Source organism: Gilliamella sp. B3817 (genome assembly GCF_026536705.1).
Taxonomy (GTDB): Bacteria; Pseudomonadota; Gammaproteobacteria; order Enterobacterales; family Orbaceae; genus Gilliamella; species Gilliamella apicola_I.
This window is the reverse complement of sequence record NZ_JAFNNV010000002.1, coordinates 292642-310199: the sequence shown is the minus strand read 5'-3', so window position 1 is coordinate 310199 and position 17558 is coordinate 292642. Positions and strand designations below refer to the sequence as shown.

The 17558-nt window shown below is 34.9% G+C and carries 17 protein-coding genes and 3 tRNA genes; 10 read left to right on the top strand and 10 right to left on the bottom strand.

The features are described from left to right. Nucleotide 1: 1 nt before the first annotated feature. Nucleotides 2-2545: a penicillin-binding protein 1A gene (locus J3U36_RS04070; protein ID WP_267378401.1), complete on the bottom strand. Its 2544-nt coding sequence runs from the start codon at nt 2543-2545 to the stop codon at nt 2-4. 412 nt (nt 2546-2957) lie between these two features. Here J3U36_RS04070 and J3U36_RS04065 point away from each other — a divergent pair, with 412 nt between their 5' ends. Further along, nucleotides 2958-3362: a protein YgfX gene (locus J3U36_RS04065; RefSeq protein WP_267360425.1), complete on the top strand. Its 405-nt coding sequence runs from the start codon at nt 2958-2960 to the stop codon at nt 3360-3362. A gap of 37 nt (nt 3363-3399) precedes the next feature. Here the strand turns inward: J3U36_RS04065 and tusA are convergent, their stop codons facing one another. The 6 genes from tusA to J3U36_RS04035 all read right to left on the bottom strand — a co-directional run bounded on the left by tusA (nt 3400) and on the right by J3U36_RS04035 (nt 7673). Then, complete coding sequence (gene tusA / locus J3U36_RS04060; protein ID WP_411597448.1) at nt 3400-3639, bottom strand: sulfurtransferase TusA; 240 nt, start codon at nt 3637-3639, stop codon at nt 3400-3402. Between the two features lie 8 nt (nt 3640-3647). Next, a complete protein-coding gene (locus J3U36_RS04055) occupies nt 3648-4463 on the bottom strand; it encodes a Cof-type HAD-IIB family hydrolase (protein ID WP_267378080.1) in 816 nt (271 codons plus the stop codon). 121 nt (nt 4464-4584) lie between these two features. After that, nucleotides 4585-5880 carry a secretin N-terminal domain-containing protein gene (locus J3U36_RS04050; protein ID WP_267378083.1) on the bottom strand — a complete coding sequence of 432 codons (1296 nt, stop codon included), beginning with the start codon at nt 5878-5880 and terminating at the stop codon, nt 4585-4587. A 17-nt stretch (nt 5881-5897) separates the two neighbouring features. Next, a complete protein-coding gene (locus tag J3U36_RS04045) occupies nt 5898-6269 on the bottom strand; it encodes a hypothetical protein (protein ID WP_267378086.1) in 372 nt (123 codons plus the stop codon). Further along, the gene (locus J3U36_RS04040; RefSeq protein WP_267378089.1) at nt 6266-6739 is read right to left on the bottom strand and encodes a hypothetical protein; all 474 of its coding nucleotides are present in this window, start codon (nt 6737-6739) and stop codon (nt 6266-6268) included. The genes J3U36_RS04045 and J3U36_RS04040 overlap by 4 nt, the downstream gene beginning before the upstream one ends. Beyond that, nucleotides 6729-7673: a PilN domain-containing protein gene (locus J3U36_RS04035; RefSeq protein WP_267378092.1), complete on the bottom strand. Its 945-nt coding sequence runs from the start codon at nt 7671-7673 to the stop codon at nt 6729-6731. The genes J3U36_RS04040 and J3U36_RS04035 overlap by 11 nt, the downstream gene beginning before the upstream one ends. Before the next feature lie 205 nt (nt 7674-7878). On the opposite strand from J3U36_RS04035, the gene J3U36_RS04030 reads away from it, so the two are divergent. From J3U36_RS04030 to J3U36_RS04020, 3 genes are all read left to right on the top strand, one after another. After that, a tRNA-Val gene (locus J3U36_RS04030) sits at nt 7879-7954 on the top strand. Nucleotides 7955-7989: 35 nt separating this feature from the next. Then, nucleotides 7990-8065 (top strand) — tRNA-Val (locus J3U36_RS04025). An 18-nt stretch (nt 8066-8083) separates the two neighbouring features. Beyond that, nucleotides 8084-8159: transfer RNA gene (locus tag J3U36_RS04020), tRNA-Lys, on the top strand. Nucleotides 8160-8745: 586 nt separating this feature from the next. Here the strand turns inward: J3U36_RS04020 and J3U36_RS04015 are convergent. From J3U36_RS04015 to J3U36_RS04005, 3 genes are all read right to left on the bottom strand, one after another. Next, on the bottom strand, nt 8746-9372 hold the full coding sequence (locus J3U36_RS04015) for a LysE/ArgO family amino acid transporter (protein WP_267361149.1): 627 nt from the start codon (nt 9370-9372) through the stop codon (nt 8746-8748). A 102-nt stretch (nt 9373-9474) separates the two neighbouring features. Further along, nucleotides 9475-10830 carry an APC family permease gene (locus J3U36_RS04010; protein WP_267378096.1) on the bottom strand — a complete coding sequence of 452 codons (1356 nt, stop codon included), beginning with the start codon at nt 10828-10830 and terminating at the stop codon, nt 9475-9477. Nucleotides 10831-10937: 107 nt separating this feature from the next. After that, complete coding sequence (locus J3U36_RS04005) at nt 10938-11357, bottom strand: OsmC family protein (RefSeq protein ID WP_267361153.1); 420 nt, start codon at nt 11355-11357, stop codon at nt 10938-10940. A 261-nt stretch (nt 11358-11618) separates the two neighbouring features. On the opposite strand from J3U36_RS04005, the gene J3U36_RS04000 reads away from it, so the two are divergent. The 6 genes from J3U36_RS04000 (at nt 11619) to J3U36_RS03975 (ending at nt 17038) form a co-directional block, all read left to right on the top strand. Further along, on the top strand, nt 11619-12425 hold the full coding sequence (locus J3U36_RS04000; protein WP_267361155.1) for a sulfite exporter TauE/SafE family protein: 807 nt from the start codon (nt 11619-11621) through the stop codon (nt 12423-12425). A gap of 150 nt (nt 12426-12575) precedes the next feature. Then, nucleotides 12576-12923 carry an HIT domain-containing protein gene (locus J3U36_RS03995; RefSeq protein WP_267361157.1) on the top strand — a complete coding sequence of 116 codons (348 nt, stop codon included), beginning with the start codon at nt 12576-12578 and terminating at the stop codon, nt 12921-12923. A gap of 6 nt (nt 12924-12929) precedes the next feature. Beyond that, complete coding sequence (locus J3U36_RS03990; protein ID WP_267378101.1) at nt 12930-13553, top strand: hypothetical protein; 624 nt, start codon at nt 12930-12932, stop codon at nt 13551-13553. Further along, nucleotides 13553-14599 carry a beta-N-acetylhexosaminidase gene (gene nagZ, locus J3U36_RS03985; protein ID WP_267378104.1) on the top strand — a complete coding sequence of 349 codons (1047 nt, stop codon included), beginning with the start codon at nt 13553-13555 and terminating at the stop codon, nt 14597-14599. The genes J3U36_RS03990 and nagZ overlap by 1 nt, the downstream gene beginning before the upstream one ends. Then, complete coding sequence (locus J3U36_RS03980) at nt 14580-15821, top strand: sigma 54-interacting transcriptional regulator (protein WP_267361163.1); 1242 nt, start codon at nt 14580-14582, stop codon at nt 15819-15821. The genes nagZ and J3U36_RS03980 overlap by 20 nt, the downstream gene beginning before the upstream one ends. 101 nt (nt 15822-15922) lie before the next feature. Further along, nucleotides 15923-17038: a glycosyltransferase family 9 protein gene (locus tag J3U36_RS03975; RefSeq protein ID WP_267378107.1), complete on the top strand. Its 1116-nt coding sequence runs from the start codon at nt 15923-15925 to the stop codon at nt 17036-17038. The last annotated feature ends 520 nt before the right edge of the window (nt 17039-17558 follow it).

Sequence of the window (17558 nt, the reverse complement as noted above, 5' to 3'; positions counted from 1 at the left end):
ATTAGAATAGTTCAGAAATGTTACCGTCCGAATCTGTTGTTTCGGTACCGACTTCTTTAGTTGCATAACGGGTAGGCTCAGTGCCTTTAATAAAATATTCTGTCATGGTGTTTGCACCAGATTGTGGTAATAATCCTGTTTTTTGGTCGATTGTAACACTAATTACGTTTTCCGGTTGAACATCGGTAACAACAGGCACATCTTTTAATGCTTCTTTCATATAGTCAACCCATATTGGATTGGCCGTATTGGCCCCGCCTTCAGCGCGGAAGGTTTTTCCTAATTCACGACGATGATCGTCAAAACCCATCCATACAGTTGTGACAATATTGGCACCAAATCCAGAAAACCAAACATCTTTAGATGCATTGGTTGTCCCCGTTTTACCGCCTACATCTCGTCGACCTAAAGCTTTAACACGCCATGCTGTTCCTTGCCAATCTGAACCTCCAAATACCGTTGAACGTAACCCATCTTTCATAATGAAGGCAATATCACTACTTAATGTATGTGGTGCATAAATTGGTGTGATAGGCTTATTATTATTTTCATGATTAATTTCAATGTCAGGAATAATGATATTATCATCCGCTCGGAGATTCGCTTGTTCAGGCTCTTCACTGCCAGATTCATTGGTAGCATTTTCCACATCGTTATTAGTTTGAGGTGTTGAGTCAGTAATAATGAGATCATCTTGACAGTCGTGACAAGCGATAACAGGTTGATGTTGATAGATAATACTTTTATCACTTGTGTATTCAATCTTTTCAATTAGATAAGGGGTAATCAAATAGCCGCCATTAACGATAACAGAATACGCTCTTGCTACTTGTAAAGGCGTAAATGATGCAGAACCTAAAGCAAGCGATTCGTTATGCGAAATATTTTCTTTAGGAAAGCCAAATCGTTCTAAATAAGTGGCGGCATAGTCGATTCCAACCGCACGTAAGGCTCGTACCATCATGACATTTTTAGACATACCTAAACCAATGCGCAGACGTAAAGGGCCTGCGTATTGCGGTGGTGAGTTTTTGGGTTTCCAGGTCGTGCTGCCTGTTGTTCGAACAATTGGTGCATCATTAAGGAGTGTTGCCATTGTTAAGCCATGTTCTAACGTTGCAGTATAGATAAATGGCTTTATGTTTGAGCCTAATTGACGCAGTGCTTGTGTCGCACGGTTAAATTTACTGAGATTGAAATCAAAACCACCGACAATCGCTTTTATCGCACCATTTTCAGAATCCAATGAAACCAATGCCGCATTGACAGTGGGTAGTTGAGACAGTTCCCATAAGTCGTTAACTTTTCTCACCCAGATAAGCTGGCCCGCTTTTAGCACATCTGATACTTTATGTGGATAAGCGCCTTGTTTATTATCATTGATAAATGGTCTTGCCCATTTCATGCCATCGAACAAAATCTCAACATGACTATTATCAGTTAAAACAATTGATGCTTGTTTATCCGTAGACTTCAGCACAACGGCTGGGCAGATTCCACTATAACAGGTGTATTTATTTAATGTTTCGAGGATTTTTGCGTCATGCCACGCGGTTTCATTTTCTTTCCATAAAATTTTATTAGCACCACGATAACCATGTCGTTTGTCGTAATCAATGATCGATTTTTGTATTGATTCTGTTGCGGCAATTTGGTCTTGTTTTGAGATAGTGGTATAAACTTTATAACCGTCCGTATAGGCTTTTTCGCCAAATTTTTCAAACATAAATTGCCGTGCCATTTCAGCAATATAAGGAGCAGAAAAGGCGATCTGTGGAGAATGGTAACTGACATTTAAAGGTTTTTTTATGGCTTCATTATATTCCGCTTGCGTAATGTAGGATTGATCTAACATTCGTCCCAATACCCAGTTACGTCTTGTTAATGCTTTATTAGGATGCGAAATTGGATTATATGCAGAAGGCGCATTCGGAAGACCAGCCAATAAAGCGGCTTCATCTAAAGTTAATTGATCAGGTGTTTTACCAAAAAAAGTATAGGAAGCTGCTGCAACACCATAAGCTCGTGAACCAAAGTTAATCATGTTTAAGTAAAGTGCCATGATCTCATCTTTGGACAGCTCTTTTTCCATGCGGATCGCTAAGATCATTTCTTTTACTTTTCGAGAAATACTTTTTTCAGAAGTTAAAAAGAAGTTTTTAGCAACTTGTTGAGTAATAGTACTTCCACCTTGTGAAAATCCTTTTTGTTTTAATCCAATATACATTGCACGAATAATTCCGATTGGATCGATACCAAAATGTTCATAAAATCGGGAATCTTCGGTGGCAATAACCGCATTAATAACCGTTTTAGGTATTTCATCATATTTAAGAGGCGTACGTCGACGTTCACCAAAAATCGCAATTAACTCACCATCTTTACTGAGTACTTGTAACGGTGTTTGTAATTGCACATCTTTTAGTGTAGCAACATCTGGTAGATCCTTTGAATAATAGGCGTAACCAGCTATACCGATGACTAAGCCACACAGTAAGCAACCAGCAAAAAATTTGAGAAAAAACTTTATTACTCTAACTAACATCACTAATCATTCCTACCTAATTGATTTAAGGTAAATTTGGAAATAATTAAAAAAACTCTATTTCCTGTAAGGTTTTTAACTTTTTTTAGGTCGATGAGTATATACTAATTATAGTAAATTGCATAAAACAAAAAGTGATAAGTCCCTTTGTTCGTTTTCAATACTGAGCACTCAATTTAATCGAACAACACAAAAAAATACTCTTCCTAAAAATCATTCAATCATCTTTCAATTGCACATTAAAAATTTGATTTTAGTGTATCTATCGTAATTTTGAAGTTAACCATTTTAATAAATAAAGATTTATCGTATACGATTCTATGTGCGTGTTGTTTCACAATTATTGATTAATTCTAAAATATTTCTAGCAAAGTATGAGAAAGTTAGACGTTATTATTTTTGGGTGATCATTATGTGGAGTACAAAACTTAAGCAATCTTACTTGCAAATCATCATTTCATCAAGTTTTTATTTATTGTTAATAATGGCTAGCCTATTTTTATTTGCCGATACCTCATTTAACGCCTATACATTTGTGGTGATCATTTTATTGATAGTTGAGTGGTGGCGCAGTCTTAGCTATTTTCAAACAATAACTGGTGAATTAGCTTTATTTCATCACATTAATCAGATTTATTGGCACAATCAGCGATGGCATTTAATGCGAAAACCCTTAATACTTCGTTATAGTCTATTTTTGAATTTGAAATCAAGGCGAACAGGGCAACACTGTACCCTTTTTTTGATGAGCGATAATTTGACAACTAGCGATTGGCGAACACTTCGATATTATCTATATCAACTTGATTTTAATTGATAAACATATCTATCTTTAGCGACATGTTGACCTGCATTTAATGCGTTTTTTTTATCCAGTAATAGAAAGGTGGGCATTCAATTTGTGAACTTAATAGTTCATGATCCATATGCCGGCAAAAGCTGGGAATATCACGAGTTGTTGCCAAATCATCAGCAATCACAAGAAGAACTTGCCCAACAGCAAGCTCTCTCATCGTTTTGCGAACCATCATTATGGGTTCAGGACAGCGTAATCCAATTGTGTTAAGTTCTTTGTCTGCTTTCATTTTTATCAATAATTTGGTTAGGGATTAATTGAAAAAAGTTTATCAAGATAATGCGGTACGGCATCATCAGCATTTGAACCAATCACTTCTAATTCAGGTAATTTTTGTCGTAAATCTGGCGTGGCGTTTTGCATTATACACCCTTTTCCAACCATTTTTAACATTTCATAATCATTCATGCCATCACCGAATGCAATACTATCGTTTAATGCTAATCCTAATTTATCGACCACTTTTTTTAACGCACTGCCTTTGGAAACATTAGCGCCCATAATTTCAAGGCAATTTAATGATGAAAAGGCAATACTGACTTGATCGCCATACTTTTCATCAAGCCGATTTTTTAATTTGACTAAATGTGGATGAAAGGCATCATCACTTGTTGTGAAATAGATTTTAGCAATGTCATCTGTTTCAAAGTCAAAAGGATTAAAAAACTCATAAGTAAAGCGGCTTTCTTGATGAAAGCTAAGAGAATAGGCATCTTCTTTGTTAATTAACCACTGATCACCTCGGTAAATATGGGTAAACACTAATGGATCGTCAGTGCACTCTTGGGCGATTTGACTGGCGAGCGTCGGTTCGACATTTTGGCTAAAAATTAAGTTTCCATGACTATCATGAACTCGGGCGCCATTTGACGTTATCATAAATGCATCAATTTCCATATTTTCACGCATTTGCGCAACATCAATATGATGTCGCCCTGTAGCAAAAATAAAATGAATGCCTTTTTGACGTAATGCTTGCAAAACTTGTTTGGTATAAGGTGAAAGACTGTGTTCAGGCGTTAATAAGGTGCCATCTAAATCCGAAGCGACAACATGAAACATAATATTCTCTACTAGTGTAAAAAGTGAAAATCACAATGATTTAAAAAACAATACTTTGAATCCTTTATTGACCTCAAAGTAAAAATATAAAATATAGGGTATGATACAACTCTGTACACATTTACTCAACTAATTGCGGTGTAATAAAAATGACTAATTCTCGCTTTTGTTGCTTTTTATTTTTGTACTTAAATAAACTACCGATAATAGGGACTTGGCTAACATAAGGTACATTATGATCGTTTTTGCTATTTATTTGATGAAAAATACCGCCAAGTATAATTGTTTCGCCACTTTTTACCTTGACTTGGGTTTTGATTTCTTGCGTATCTATAGCGAGGGCTTCACCGCCATCACTGCGTTTAATCGCTTGCCCAGCGGTGTTTTGAGTGATATGGAGATCTAAAATCATACTCTGTTCACCAATGATTTTAGGCGTCACTTCTAATCCTAAAACGGCTTGTTTGAACTCAATGGAAGTCGAGCCGCTGCTACCGCTCGATACTTCGTAAGGAATTTCAGTGCCTTGTTTAATTGAAGCCATATTTTGATTGGCGGTCAGTAAGTTAGGACTGGCAATAATTTCAAGTTGATTTTCCGCCTGTAGTGCAGATAACTCTAAATTGAGTAAACTGCCAGACATTTTCGCAAGATTAAAGCCCAGATTAGCCGTTGAACTGGCAGCGCCCAATTTTACATCGAACTTATTGATTAACTGCGAAGGCTGCCCCACATAACCCCATTTAATCCCCAGTTCTGACATACTTTCATCACTCATATTGACAATATGAGCGGCAATATGGACTTGTGGTATTGCTTTATCCAGCAATGTGATAAGACTTTTAATCGCTGTCAATTTGGGGGGAATATCAGTGATGATTAGCGAGTTAGTCCGTTTATCAACAATCACTTTACCACGTTCTGACAATAGCGCTTGCTTATGGATGATATCCAATAATGTGTTCAGATCGGCATGCTCAATACGTATAGGTAAAGTATCTAAGGGTAAACGCTGTTCAAGTGATAATTTATCTAATCGTTGTTTTTGATTAATCTGTTCGGGATCTTCCGCTTTTGAAATAAATAAGATATTGTCCTCAATTTTGGCTTGTAAGTTAGCGCTATTGATTATAATCATTAATGCTTTATGCCAATCGACATTTTGAAGCTTAATAGTCTGTTTTTGTGCTATGTCTTCAGTCATAATCAAATTAAGTTGTTTACTGTCAGCTAATGCTTGCAAAATAATACCAATATCAGTTTGGTAAAAATTTAACGTGATAAGTTCCGAATGGTTTATTTTAGATAATTGATTGTTAGTTGCTGAACTAGTATTGACTTGAGCAAGGAATAAAACAGTGCTAATAATTTGCCATTTTTTGAGGTGTTTTAATAAAAGATATCGGATGTTAGCCATACGTTAATTCCTTCATATCACTTGTTTAATGGCATCATCCAGACAATACTATCTTGACAATATTGAGCCAGATTTGCTTGCCAAACAACGTTATCATTCGTAAGCGTTTTGATTTGCCAAGGCAATAACATTGGAGGAATCTCACTATTGATTATTGCTAACCATTGCTGTGTTGACGTTAACCAGATTTGATAATAATTATTGTGCTGTGATTGTATGATTCCGCTAAGTTGCCAGCTTTGTATCTGTGCTAATAATTGGGTAGTTTGTTCGGTACACGATATCAAATCAGTCAGATTGAATGGATCGCGTGCCAAACGGTGATTTGCATCAGCATTAAAGCAAATCATCATGATAAAAATTAAGCTAGAGAATAAATAATGATTCATGTTGTTTCCTTATCGAAAGATAATGTAAACGATATGATTAGATGATTATTTTGTCGAAGAATCCTAAAATCAGATAAATCAAGATAATAGCTATTGTGGTTAAAGGTCGATAATAAGTTTAGAAAATTAGTAAATTGTCCATGAAGCTCAATATCCCACATCGTTTTGTTATCCGTTCGATAGTATCTGAATGCATGTAAAGTTAACTGGTTTTGTGTAATCGCATGAGCCAAATCTTTTTCTGAAAGTAAAACGAATGATCTATTCATTTGGGTTTGATATCGGTCAATTTGGGTTTGTAGCTGTTTTATTTTTTCACTCTGAATCTGATGCTGTTTAAATTGCTGTTTGGCTTGATTAGCAATATCCTCAATAAAAAATAGATAGCTAATGATGATCATTGTGATGATAGTAATAAAACCGATAGTATATTGTTGCCAAAGTGGGCGATTAAAAAAATCACTCTTCATTGAATGTGATTTCCATTTTAAATGACAAATTGTGTTCTTGTCTGGTTATGTCATGAATCTGACTTTTTATGATGTTATCCTGCCGTAATAACGTTTGATTAAAATTGATAATCTCAATATGACGAAAGCTATAACCAGAAATCATCACTTGTTGCGGTTGATAATGAAATGATTCTAACCATATAACAGGTGGTAATTGTTCTGATAGTAGTGTTAAAACGTGATAAATTTGTTGTTGGCTAACCGACAGCTTAGGAATAAAAGTTGCTAATTGTTGAGTTAACTGTTTTTCGTTATGTTGTTGTTCGACATTTAATAGGGTGTAATGACTGAGTTTAAGTTGCGTTTGATGCCATAAATAACCCATAGAACAGCAAGCAATCCCCATTATGCACACCATAGTAACAAGTAACGAAAATTTCTGCCTTTTCTGTTTTTCTTGTCGCCAGGGTAAAAAATTGATTATCTCTTCATTAATTACTCCACCAATACAGTGTAATCTTAAATTGTGTTTTTTAAATAAATCCAGCCACTCATTGACATAATCACGTTTACATATTGTTACATTAAGATAAGGTTTGTCAGCAGAATAAATAAAATCATAACAGACGTTTGTAGCGGTGAGTTCAAATAATTGATAAATCGATGCTTCAACATATAAAGCTAGTTCGCCTAAGGCTAAATTAAGTGGTGGAAGTTTGAGTTGTTTGGTTTGGAAATCATTTTCATTAAGATAAAGTTCAAAAACCGATTGTGTTGGAATACGGTTCTTCAGCTCAAGAATCAGTTGTTCAACATCATTCAAGTTTTGATAAGGGTAGTTAACGGTAGTCTCATTTTGTTTTGCTGTTTGAGTGTTAACCAAATAGATAATTTGATACCGTAACCATTGGGGTTCAATATATATTTTAATACGACATTTTCGGATAAACATGATCGATTGTGTACTTATGATTTTAAATTACCTTATGACCAAGCATAATAAGGATTGATTAAATAAAAATGAAAAAAAGGGATTTTTGCGAAGTATTACGCAAAATAAGATTAAAATTAAATCGAACAAAGTTAATTTTGCGAAATTATGAAAAAAAAGGTTGACTGAAATAAGACGTGCCTTATAATGCACATCCACACGGTAAGGGTGATTAGCTCAGTTGGGAGAGCACCTCCCTTACAAGGAGGGGGTCACTGGTTCGAACCCGGTATCACCCACCAATCTTTACCGTGACGTTTTAGCAATAAAACATTTGGGGTGATTAGCTCAGTTGGGAGAGCACCTCCCTTACAAGGAGGGGGTCACTGGTTCGAACCCGGTATCACCCACCACTTTTAGTAATTTTCTATGGGTTGTTAGCTCAGTCGGTAGAGCAGCGGACTTTTAATCCGTTTGTCGAGCGTTCGAATCGCTCACGACCCACCACTTTCTTTCCTCGTTTTTCAACATAATTAACAAGATAAATTTAAGTAAACCTAAGCGATGAGAACGCAAGCGTTCGACAAATTCGTCTGGAACGAATTTGAACAACACGAAGTGTTGGCCCCGAAGGGGTGAGGCACACGAAGTGCCGAATAATCAAGCTCACGACCCACCACTTTCTTTCTTCGTTTTTAAACATAATCAACAAGACTAATTTAAGTAAACTAAGCGATGAGAACGCAAGCGTTCGACAAATTCGTCTGGAACGAATTTGACATGCAAAATATGTAAATTTCATTTGAATTTATTATCAATCCACTAATCTAAACAACAAAATAAGCTAAAGATTTTAATTTTGCAGATATTTAGGTAATAAAACGCATTAGTGCAGGTTTTCAATACAAACATAGTCATTGTTTAAAATGAAAGACCACTATGCTATAGATTAAAAAGGCTTGATTAATCAGGTGGGCTAATAAAATTTGACGAGATTTGCAAATATTTCAACTTAACTTGCAATCATTATAATGATCACAAGTGTTGAAACGATCTTGTTGGTCAATAATCGTATATTAATGGTTTAAGTCAATTAAATACCTTGGTAAACATACATAATTAATCGATAAGCGATATAAAACATCACCAAACCGACCAAGCAATCTAAAATGACCCACATTCTTTTTTGTTTGAATAGGGGGGTTAAAAGTCTGGCGCCGTAACCAATACCAAAAAACCAGATAAATGAAACACAAACAGCACCAATTAGAAATGCTATTTTCTGCTCACTGGTTAACGTGCCTGCAATTCCCCCAACAATAACAACCGTATCTAAATAAACGTGTGGATTGAGTAACGTCACAGCTAAAGTCGCAAGTACGACTTTAAGTAAGCTATTGTTTTTTGTATCTTGAGATTCAATTTGCATACTACTTGTGCCTTTAATCGCACTTTTTAATGCGTTAAATCCATACCATATTAAAAAAAGTGCCCCTAAAATGGCAAGAATATTGGTAATTAAAGGATTGGCACTAATAAATGTTCCGACTCCCATGATGCCAATAGACATTAAGGTAAAATCACATATAAAACAGATAGCTGACACAAAGAATATATGATTTTTTAATAAACCTTGCTTTAGTACAAATAGATTTTGTGCGCCTATAGCAATAATAAGACTACCGGAGATCATTGCTCCCCGTAATATTTCCGCCAACATAGTGTAATAATCCTTTAAATGTATTTAATTGTTATTTTGATATATTCCATTCTATTATTCAATACACTATAGCATCGTTGATATAAATTAAAGTTGATTAGGTTATATATTCGCTTTAGTGAATGCCGTTAATTGGCATTTTCCTTGATTAAAAATCAAAACAACAATGCCTATCGTTAACCATATAATCCCCACTATTTTGGCTTGATTATCAATATGCAGTAATACCGGTATTAAAACCAAGATACCGATAATAGGCAAACATATATCAAATATAAAAGAAGAAATCCCATAGTTGAAATTCTGTTTTTTAAACTTGAAATAGCCGATCACTGAAAGATGTAACATAATAAATGCAGTGAGTGCACCAACATCAACAAATGAAATTAAAGTTGGCAATCCTTTTGGACTAATTGCGGCAATCGCTGCCAAGCCTAAATTAAAAATTGCTGCAAATAAAATTGCGATAGTAGGTACACCGCTTTGCTTACCGACCTTTGCAAACATTGCAGGTAAGCGTTTATCTCGACCCATACTAAACAGTAAACGGCTTGAAGCAGCTTGTCCGACCATGGCAGCAAATGATGCACCTATTGCTTTCATTAAACCTAACGCCCATCCAAGCCAAAGACTTATCTCTTGGCTAACAATATTGTAAAAGGCTTTTCCTTGTAATTCTGTATGCGTTTGCAGATATTCGGGAGAGTAGGGACTGAGTAATGAACCGACATAAATTTGAATAACAAACAGTAACCCAGCTATGAATAAACAAGTTAAGATAGCTTGACTGACTAAATTGCGTTCACCTCGATTTTCTTCAGAAAAAGTTGCGATGGCGTCAAAACCTAAATACGATAACACGGCAATGGATACCGCTGTCAATAATTTTTCCCAAGTAAATAATTGTCCCCCTGTAAATGGTCTTAACCAGTCTCGTTCAATATCACTTGTTAATAATACCCAAATTCCTACAGTTAAAATCGCTAATAAAATTAAGACTTCCAGAATTAATATAACTAAAGTGATATTAATCGATTTTTTAATCCCTATTAAATTGAGTGCTGTTGTCACAATAACCGCTAAACCCGTCCATAGCCAAACAGGAATATCAGGCATGAGGGCATTAAGGGATATTCCACTAAATAAATAAGCTACAGCTGGAATAAACAAATAATCAAGCAATAATAACCAACCGACTAAAAAACCAGCATGAGGATGAATTCCCGCTGAGCAGTAAGCATACACCGATCCAGCATGGGGTAACGCATTTGCCATTCTGGCATAAGAATATGCCGTAAACCCCATAACTAATGTCGCTACTATATACACTAACGCCGTGGCGCCATCACTCGTTGCATCTAATACCCCAAATAATCCAACTGGGGCTGCGGGTCCAATAAAAAGCAATCCAAGAATGACCAGATCTCGAAATCGCATACTCTTTGTTAACTGCGGCATAACCATTCTCATATAAAATCAAAGCCTACATTCAATATGTTAATGGATGAATGGTTATACAGCTAAGATCAACTTGTTATTTATATATAACTTTTCGATCTATACGATTAATGGTGCTCTCTTATTTCATAGGTGTAACTCATTTTTGCTGTTTTACCTAACATAATTGAGGCACTACAATATTTTTCAGATGCAAGTTTTATGGCTTTTTCAACGGCTTCGTTGTCAATATTCTTACCTGTGACGACAATATGAAAGTTAATCGAGGTGTAAACTTTAGGGGAAGAATCAGCTTGAGTTTTATCGATATCAATCCACAGATCCCGTATATCTTTTTTAGCTGTTTTTAAAATAGCGACAATATCATAAGCCATGCAACCAGCAGCACCATGCAGTAATAGTTCCATTGGACGAGCACCACGATTGCGACCGCCGTGTTCAATGCCACCATCCATGATTAAGGCATGACCGCTTGCTGTTTCGCCCATAAAACAAAATTCATCAACCCATTTTAATCGATCTTTCATGATGTACTCCTTACCATTTTAATTTTTAGAAATTTATTTTATTCATTGATTTTCTATTAAAATAAGCGATTTTTTGTCATCTGTCACTATTTGATCATGACCAAATACATTGTCATGTTAAACTTAGGTGGTCTGTCAAATATTAACCCTGTAAAACCGTACAATTTCGATGTATAACCAAATGATTATTTGAAATATTATTTAAAATCTGAATTTATGATCTCGATTTTAATGTTAGCTACTAAAACAAAAGGATGCTTTATGATACTAGAATTTATTCTGTTTCTTTGCATTGGGGCGGCAGCAGGTCTGTTAGCCGGCATGTTTGGTATCGGTGGGGGCGCTTTGATTGTGCCAGCGCTAATTTTTACACTCAACCACTTTACCGTTAATAGTGTTTGGACAAACCATATCGCTATAGCCACATCTTTAGCAACAATCATTGGGACGAGTTTGTCTTCAAGCTGGATGCATAATAAAAACCACAATATCGAGTGGTCTATTTTAAAAAGAATGGTTTTAGGTTGTATTATTGGTACTATCGGAGGATCCTACATTACGCCTTTGATACCGGGTGTTTGGTTAAAATGGATTTTTGTCATTTTCATGATTTATGTTGGTAGTCAATTTGTTTTTAAAACCCGTCAAGTTGTGCACAATCACGCTACTGAAGTGGTAAAGTTGAATACTAGTATTTATATCGCAATGGGCGGTGTTATTGGTCTTTTTGCCGCTTTAGTTGGCGTAGGTGGAGGCGTATTAGTCGTGCCTTTTCTAAAAAAATGCGGTATTGGTATGCGTAAAGCAATCGGCACATCAGCGGCTTTTACGCTACCGGTTGCCATAGCTGGCACGATAGGTTACATCATTTCTGGTTGGCATGTCATGCCTCTACCAAAATATTGCGTTGGTTTTGTTTATGTTCCTGCTGTATTAGTCATTATGCTCGCTAGTATTCCTATGGCAAAAGTGGGCCTACTAATAGCACAAAGAATTTCAGTGGATAAACTGATTAAGTTGTTTGGGATGTTCTTACTGGTATTAGCATTAAAATTAATGATTTCTTAGCGTTATACTCTGTTTTTTTGAAATGGTAAACAATTTAGTTTAGATTTTTTGTTTCTGTAAATTGTAACGTTATCTATACACTTTTATAATAAAAATATGTTATGCTTTCTCTAATTTAACTTTTATCGGGTTTTATATAAGGAAAATATAATGGCAGAAGAAACTATTTTTAGTAAAATTATCCGACATGAAATTCCTGCAGATATCGTATTTCAAGATGATAAAGTGACCGCTTTTCGAGATATCTCACCGCAAGCCCCCACTCACATTTTAATCATTCCAAACAAACTTATTCCAACTGTTAATCATGTGACTGAACAAGATGAACAGTTACTTGGACATATGATGATTGTGGCCGCTAACATTGCTAAACAAGAAGGAATTGATGAAAGTGGTTATCGATTAATCATGAATTGTAATAAAGATGCGGGACAAGAAGTCTTTCATATTCATATGCATTTATTAGGTGGAAAAAATTTGGGGCGATTAATAGGTTAACTTAATATGAGAAAAATTATAAGGTTATTAGCATTTATTGCATTTGTCAGTTTATTGGTCGGGTGTCATCTTCTTGATTCTAAAAAAACAGTCGATACTCCTCCAATTGACAATTCACCAATAGGCATTATTGAAACTCCGCCGCAAATTGTTAAAAAAACAGATTGGCGAAGTATTTTATCGCCATTTATTACTAAAATACTACAATCCTCATCAATCCCTGAAGGCAATAGAGTATTATTAATCAGTGATATACAAAATCGCACAGGTGAATTTGTCGCAAATAATCAAATTGATGAAGCGCTACACCAGTTAATGAGTAAGCAACCCATTTTTTCAGTTGTTGATAAGCAATCAATTAATCAAGCTAAACAAGCAATCGGTATTGGTTCAGATGATAAATTTGTGTCTCGAGGAAAAATGATTGGGTTAGCTAAATCAATAAATGCGCAATATGTATTGTTTACCACACTTTATCAATTACCTAATGATGATAATGGCACAGATGCTGATCTTTCAATAGAATTACTTTCTACCCAAAATGGCGAAATTTTAGAGAGAGTAGCTTCAAAAGATTTTGCTCAGCCAAAGACGCAAACTGATAATAATCAAACTGAGGCAAATGAGTAATGGGACCGCTATTAATTGATTTTGAGGGGACGACCTTAACCAAAGAAGATCAAACGCTGTTACAAAATCCTTTAGTTGCGGGCGTCATTTTATTTAGCCGTAATTTTCAGAATGTAGAACAATTATCACAATTAATAAAAGAGATTCGTTCAGTATCCCCAGAACGATTATTAATTTCAGTGGATCATGAAGGGGGACGAGTTCAGCGTTTTAGACAAGGTTTTACATTAATTCCCCCTGCACAATCGTATGCGTTGCTGAATGATATTGAACAAGCAAAATCCTTAGCTTTTGATGCCGGTTGGTTGTTAGCAATGGAACTAATTGCCTTTGATATTGATTTGAGTTATGCGCCCGTATTGGATTTAGGTCATGAATGTTTGGCTATCGGCTCACGTTCGTTTCATCAAGATGTCGATATCGCATACCAAATTGCATCAGCAATGATTGATGGTATGCATAGTGCTGGAATGAAAACAACCGGTAAACATTTTCCGGGGCATGGTCATGTTATTGCTGATTCTCATAAAGAAACGCCAGTTGATCATCGCAATCAATCATTAATTGAACATGATATGCAGATATTTTCCAGATTAATTGCTGATAAAAAACTTGATGCAATTATGCCTGCGCATGTTATCTATCCAGCGTTTGATGATAAACCAGCGAGCGGTTCAAGCTATTGGCTTAAAACAGTGCTTCGTCAACAATTACATTTTGATGGTGTCATTTTCTCGGATGATTTATCGATGGAAGGTGCTTCTGTCATGGGAAATTATGCTGAGCGAGCAAAAAATGCATTAGCAGCAGGTTGTGATCTGTTGTTAGCGTGTAATAACCGTCAAGGAACTTTTGCAATTTTAGAACAATTGGAAAGTTTAGATAAACAACACTCCCTTAGATCAACCAAAGCGCAATCGCTGTTAACAAAAAACAAAATTAGCTATGACGATTTAATCAAAACAGCTGATTGGCAAAATCGATATAATAATTTGATGAAACTAAATGAAAAATGGGCGGATTATAATGCAAATAGCCATCCTTGAAATTGATCATAATAAACGACTGATAGCATATAATGACAAGGCTAAAGCGTTACTTTCATCGACTTTGTTAACGTTACAACAACCTTTTGACTATCAGGCAATATTTCATCTGGATAAGACGCAAGGTGTTGATGAGCTAGATGATACTATTATTGTACTTAATGCACAGTATTATCTGTTGCAAAAAGTTAATGAAACATCAAAAACTATTTTTATCATCCAACCTATAGAATATCTTAAAAAAAGATTATCCAAAATTCATGTTGTGGCAAGTCAGGCTTTTGACATTTTTGCGACCCAAAGTAATGCCATGCAAAAATTAATTGCCCAAGCTAAAGCGTTTTCGATGCAACGTGAACCGTTATTAATCTCGGGAGAAACAGGTACTGGTAAAGATCTGCTTGCTTATGCCTGTCATCAATACAGTCCTCGAGGGGAGCAAACTTTTTTAGCGTTAAATTGTGCTGCAATGCCAGATGAAGTGGTTGAAAGCGAACTTTACGGTCATGCTGCAGGGGCTTACCCAGGGGTAATAGAAAGTAAAAAAGGTTTTTTTGAACAGGCTAATGGCGGATCGGTTCTACTTGATGGTATTGATGAAATGTCTTTTCAAATGCAGACCAAGTTATTACGTTTCATTAATGATGGCTATTTTCGTCGGGTTGGCGATGATAACGAGGTGTATGTTGATGTACGTATTATTTGTGCCACAAAAGTTGATTTAGCCGATTTAGTCGAACAAGGAAAATTTAGAAAAGATCTCTATTATCGGCTCAATGTGCTTTCATTACATCTTCCTTCATTACGTGAACGCAAAGAAGACATTGCTCCGCTAACCATGATGTTTGTCAATGAATTTGCCGATAAACAAGGCATACCTGCTCCTTATGTCGATAATGAAGTTTTTGACTATTTAGCCCGCTACTCATGGCCAGGGAATGTAAGACAACTAAAAAATATTCTGTATTGCGCTCTATCTCAGTTGACATCAACTAAATTGACCGTCAATGATATTGAGTTACCAGTGCAAACTTCATCAAGAATATCTAGCATTGATAATATCGAAAATAAGACATTAGATGAAATGACCAAACAGTTTGAAAAAGAGATTTTATTACAGTTATACGATAAATATCCAAGTTCCCGTAAACTGGCGAAACGGTTAGGCGTATCACATACGGCAATCGCCAATAAATTACGGGATTATGGTATGAATCGATGATTAATTTTGAAAAAAATCCAATTGAAAAATAACGATTGATTTGTTTTATAAGACAAAATTGTTGAACTATTTATTATGGAAAACTGACGAGACAATAAAGAATGATTGAATGCTTCAAACGCCTTAATCGATATAGAAATTTTCTAATTAAAAAGATTAAGAATAATTTTAAAACAAATCAACTTAACAAACGAAAATTAAATCAAACCGTTTTTGATGCTGAAAAATATCACTCATTATTAATAGTCATGTGCGATTTTGGTATTGGTGATGCAATCGTTGCTTCTTTTCTTATTAATGAATTAAGACAGAAAAATTATCAAGTGAATGTTGTTGTGGATGAACGGTTAAGCTTTTTATTTAATGGTTTTATTGAAGTCGATAATGCTTACTTTTTTAATAAAAAAGAGATAAAAAAATTTTGCAAAACCGAAAAAAATATCAAGATAGATCTTGCCATTGATCTTTATGATGAAGGTGATAATAGTCTTAGAAGAGTTGAACTTATCTCATCTTTTGACCCGACGCATACCATAGGGTTTAATCAATCTAAATTCTTACAATATGATACTTCAATTGTTTTTAACGAGGTGAACGCTCATATCACTCAACGAAGCTGTAAAATTCTAGATCTTCTGAAAATTAGTTATAATTGTGTTCAATATCATCTCAATATTTATCATGATGAATTATTAACAGCCAAAAAGTTTATTGACGAAGTGTGTAATGGATCGGATAAATTTATTATTGTTTTTAATCCGTTTGGATCGTCTGAAACGAAAAGTTTTTCACATGAACAAATAAAAAGAATTAACGCTTTTCTATCACAACAAAAAAATTGTACTACCATTATTGTGGGGGAACAGAAGCAAATTTGTGCTATTGATGAATTACCGAATATTCATCTCAATAGAAATCCATCTTTTATTGTGGCATCAGCGCTTGTTTCGCTATGTCATTTAGTCATTAGTGTGGATACATCAGTTGTGCATGTTGCATCAACTTATAATAAACCATTGATAGCGGTTTATAATAATCGTTTTAATGCTGGTTTTAATCTGAATAAAGTATGGGCACCTATCGGCACGAACGCTAAACTTTTATTTACACAACAAAACAAGATTACAAAGGCAGGTGATCCGATTGCTGAATTAGATATCCAATTGATTATCGAACAGATTAAAGAAACATTAAAAAGTTTCAGACCTTTGGTGTAATTTAAGCGTAGGATAATTTACGCTATCGATAATCGTTTAAATTTAGGTCATGTTGGTTGAAATTGTTAAGTAAATGAATCAATTTTTATACAAACGAACTTCAAAAATCAATATTTACCAACTTTCATTCCCAATTCAGTGACTAATAGTATAAACTTACCGCCATCCAATATTGAGTTTGGAATTATTAGTTAACTTTTTTATAAAAATAATGTTGACCAGTTATCAATTATTAAATATAACACTGTAATAAAATTTAAGTATTAAGAGTCAATAAAATCGTTGTGTCGTGAAATAATCTAAAAATCTTTAGTAGAGTGTGATTTCTATTGATTGGCATAAAAAAATACAGAATGTTGAATTAAAAATTATAATTGAAATAAAGGCATTTTGTTTTGAATAATTGGCTATAAACTAAATAACATTAGAAAATTCCAAGTTTGGTTGTGCTTTGAAGACTGATTTTGGTGTTTAATCATGACTGATGTTATTTGACATATGATTGATAAGCTCACTTTAA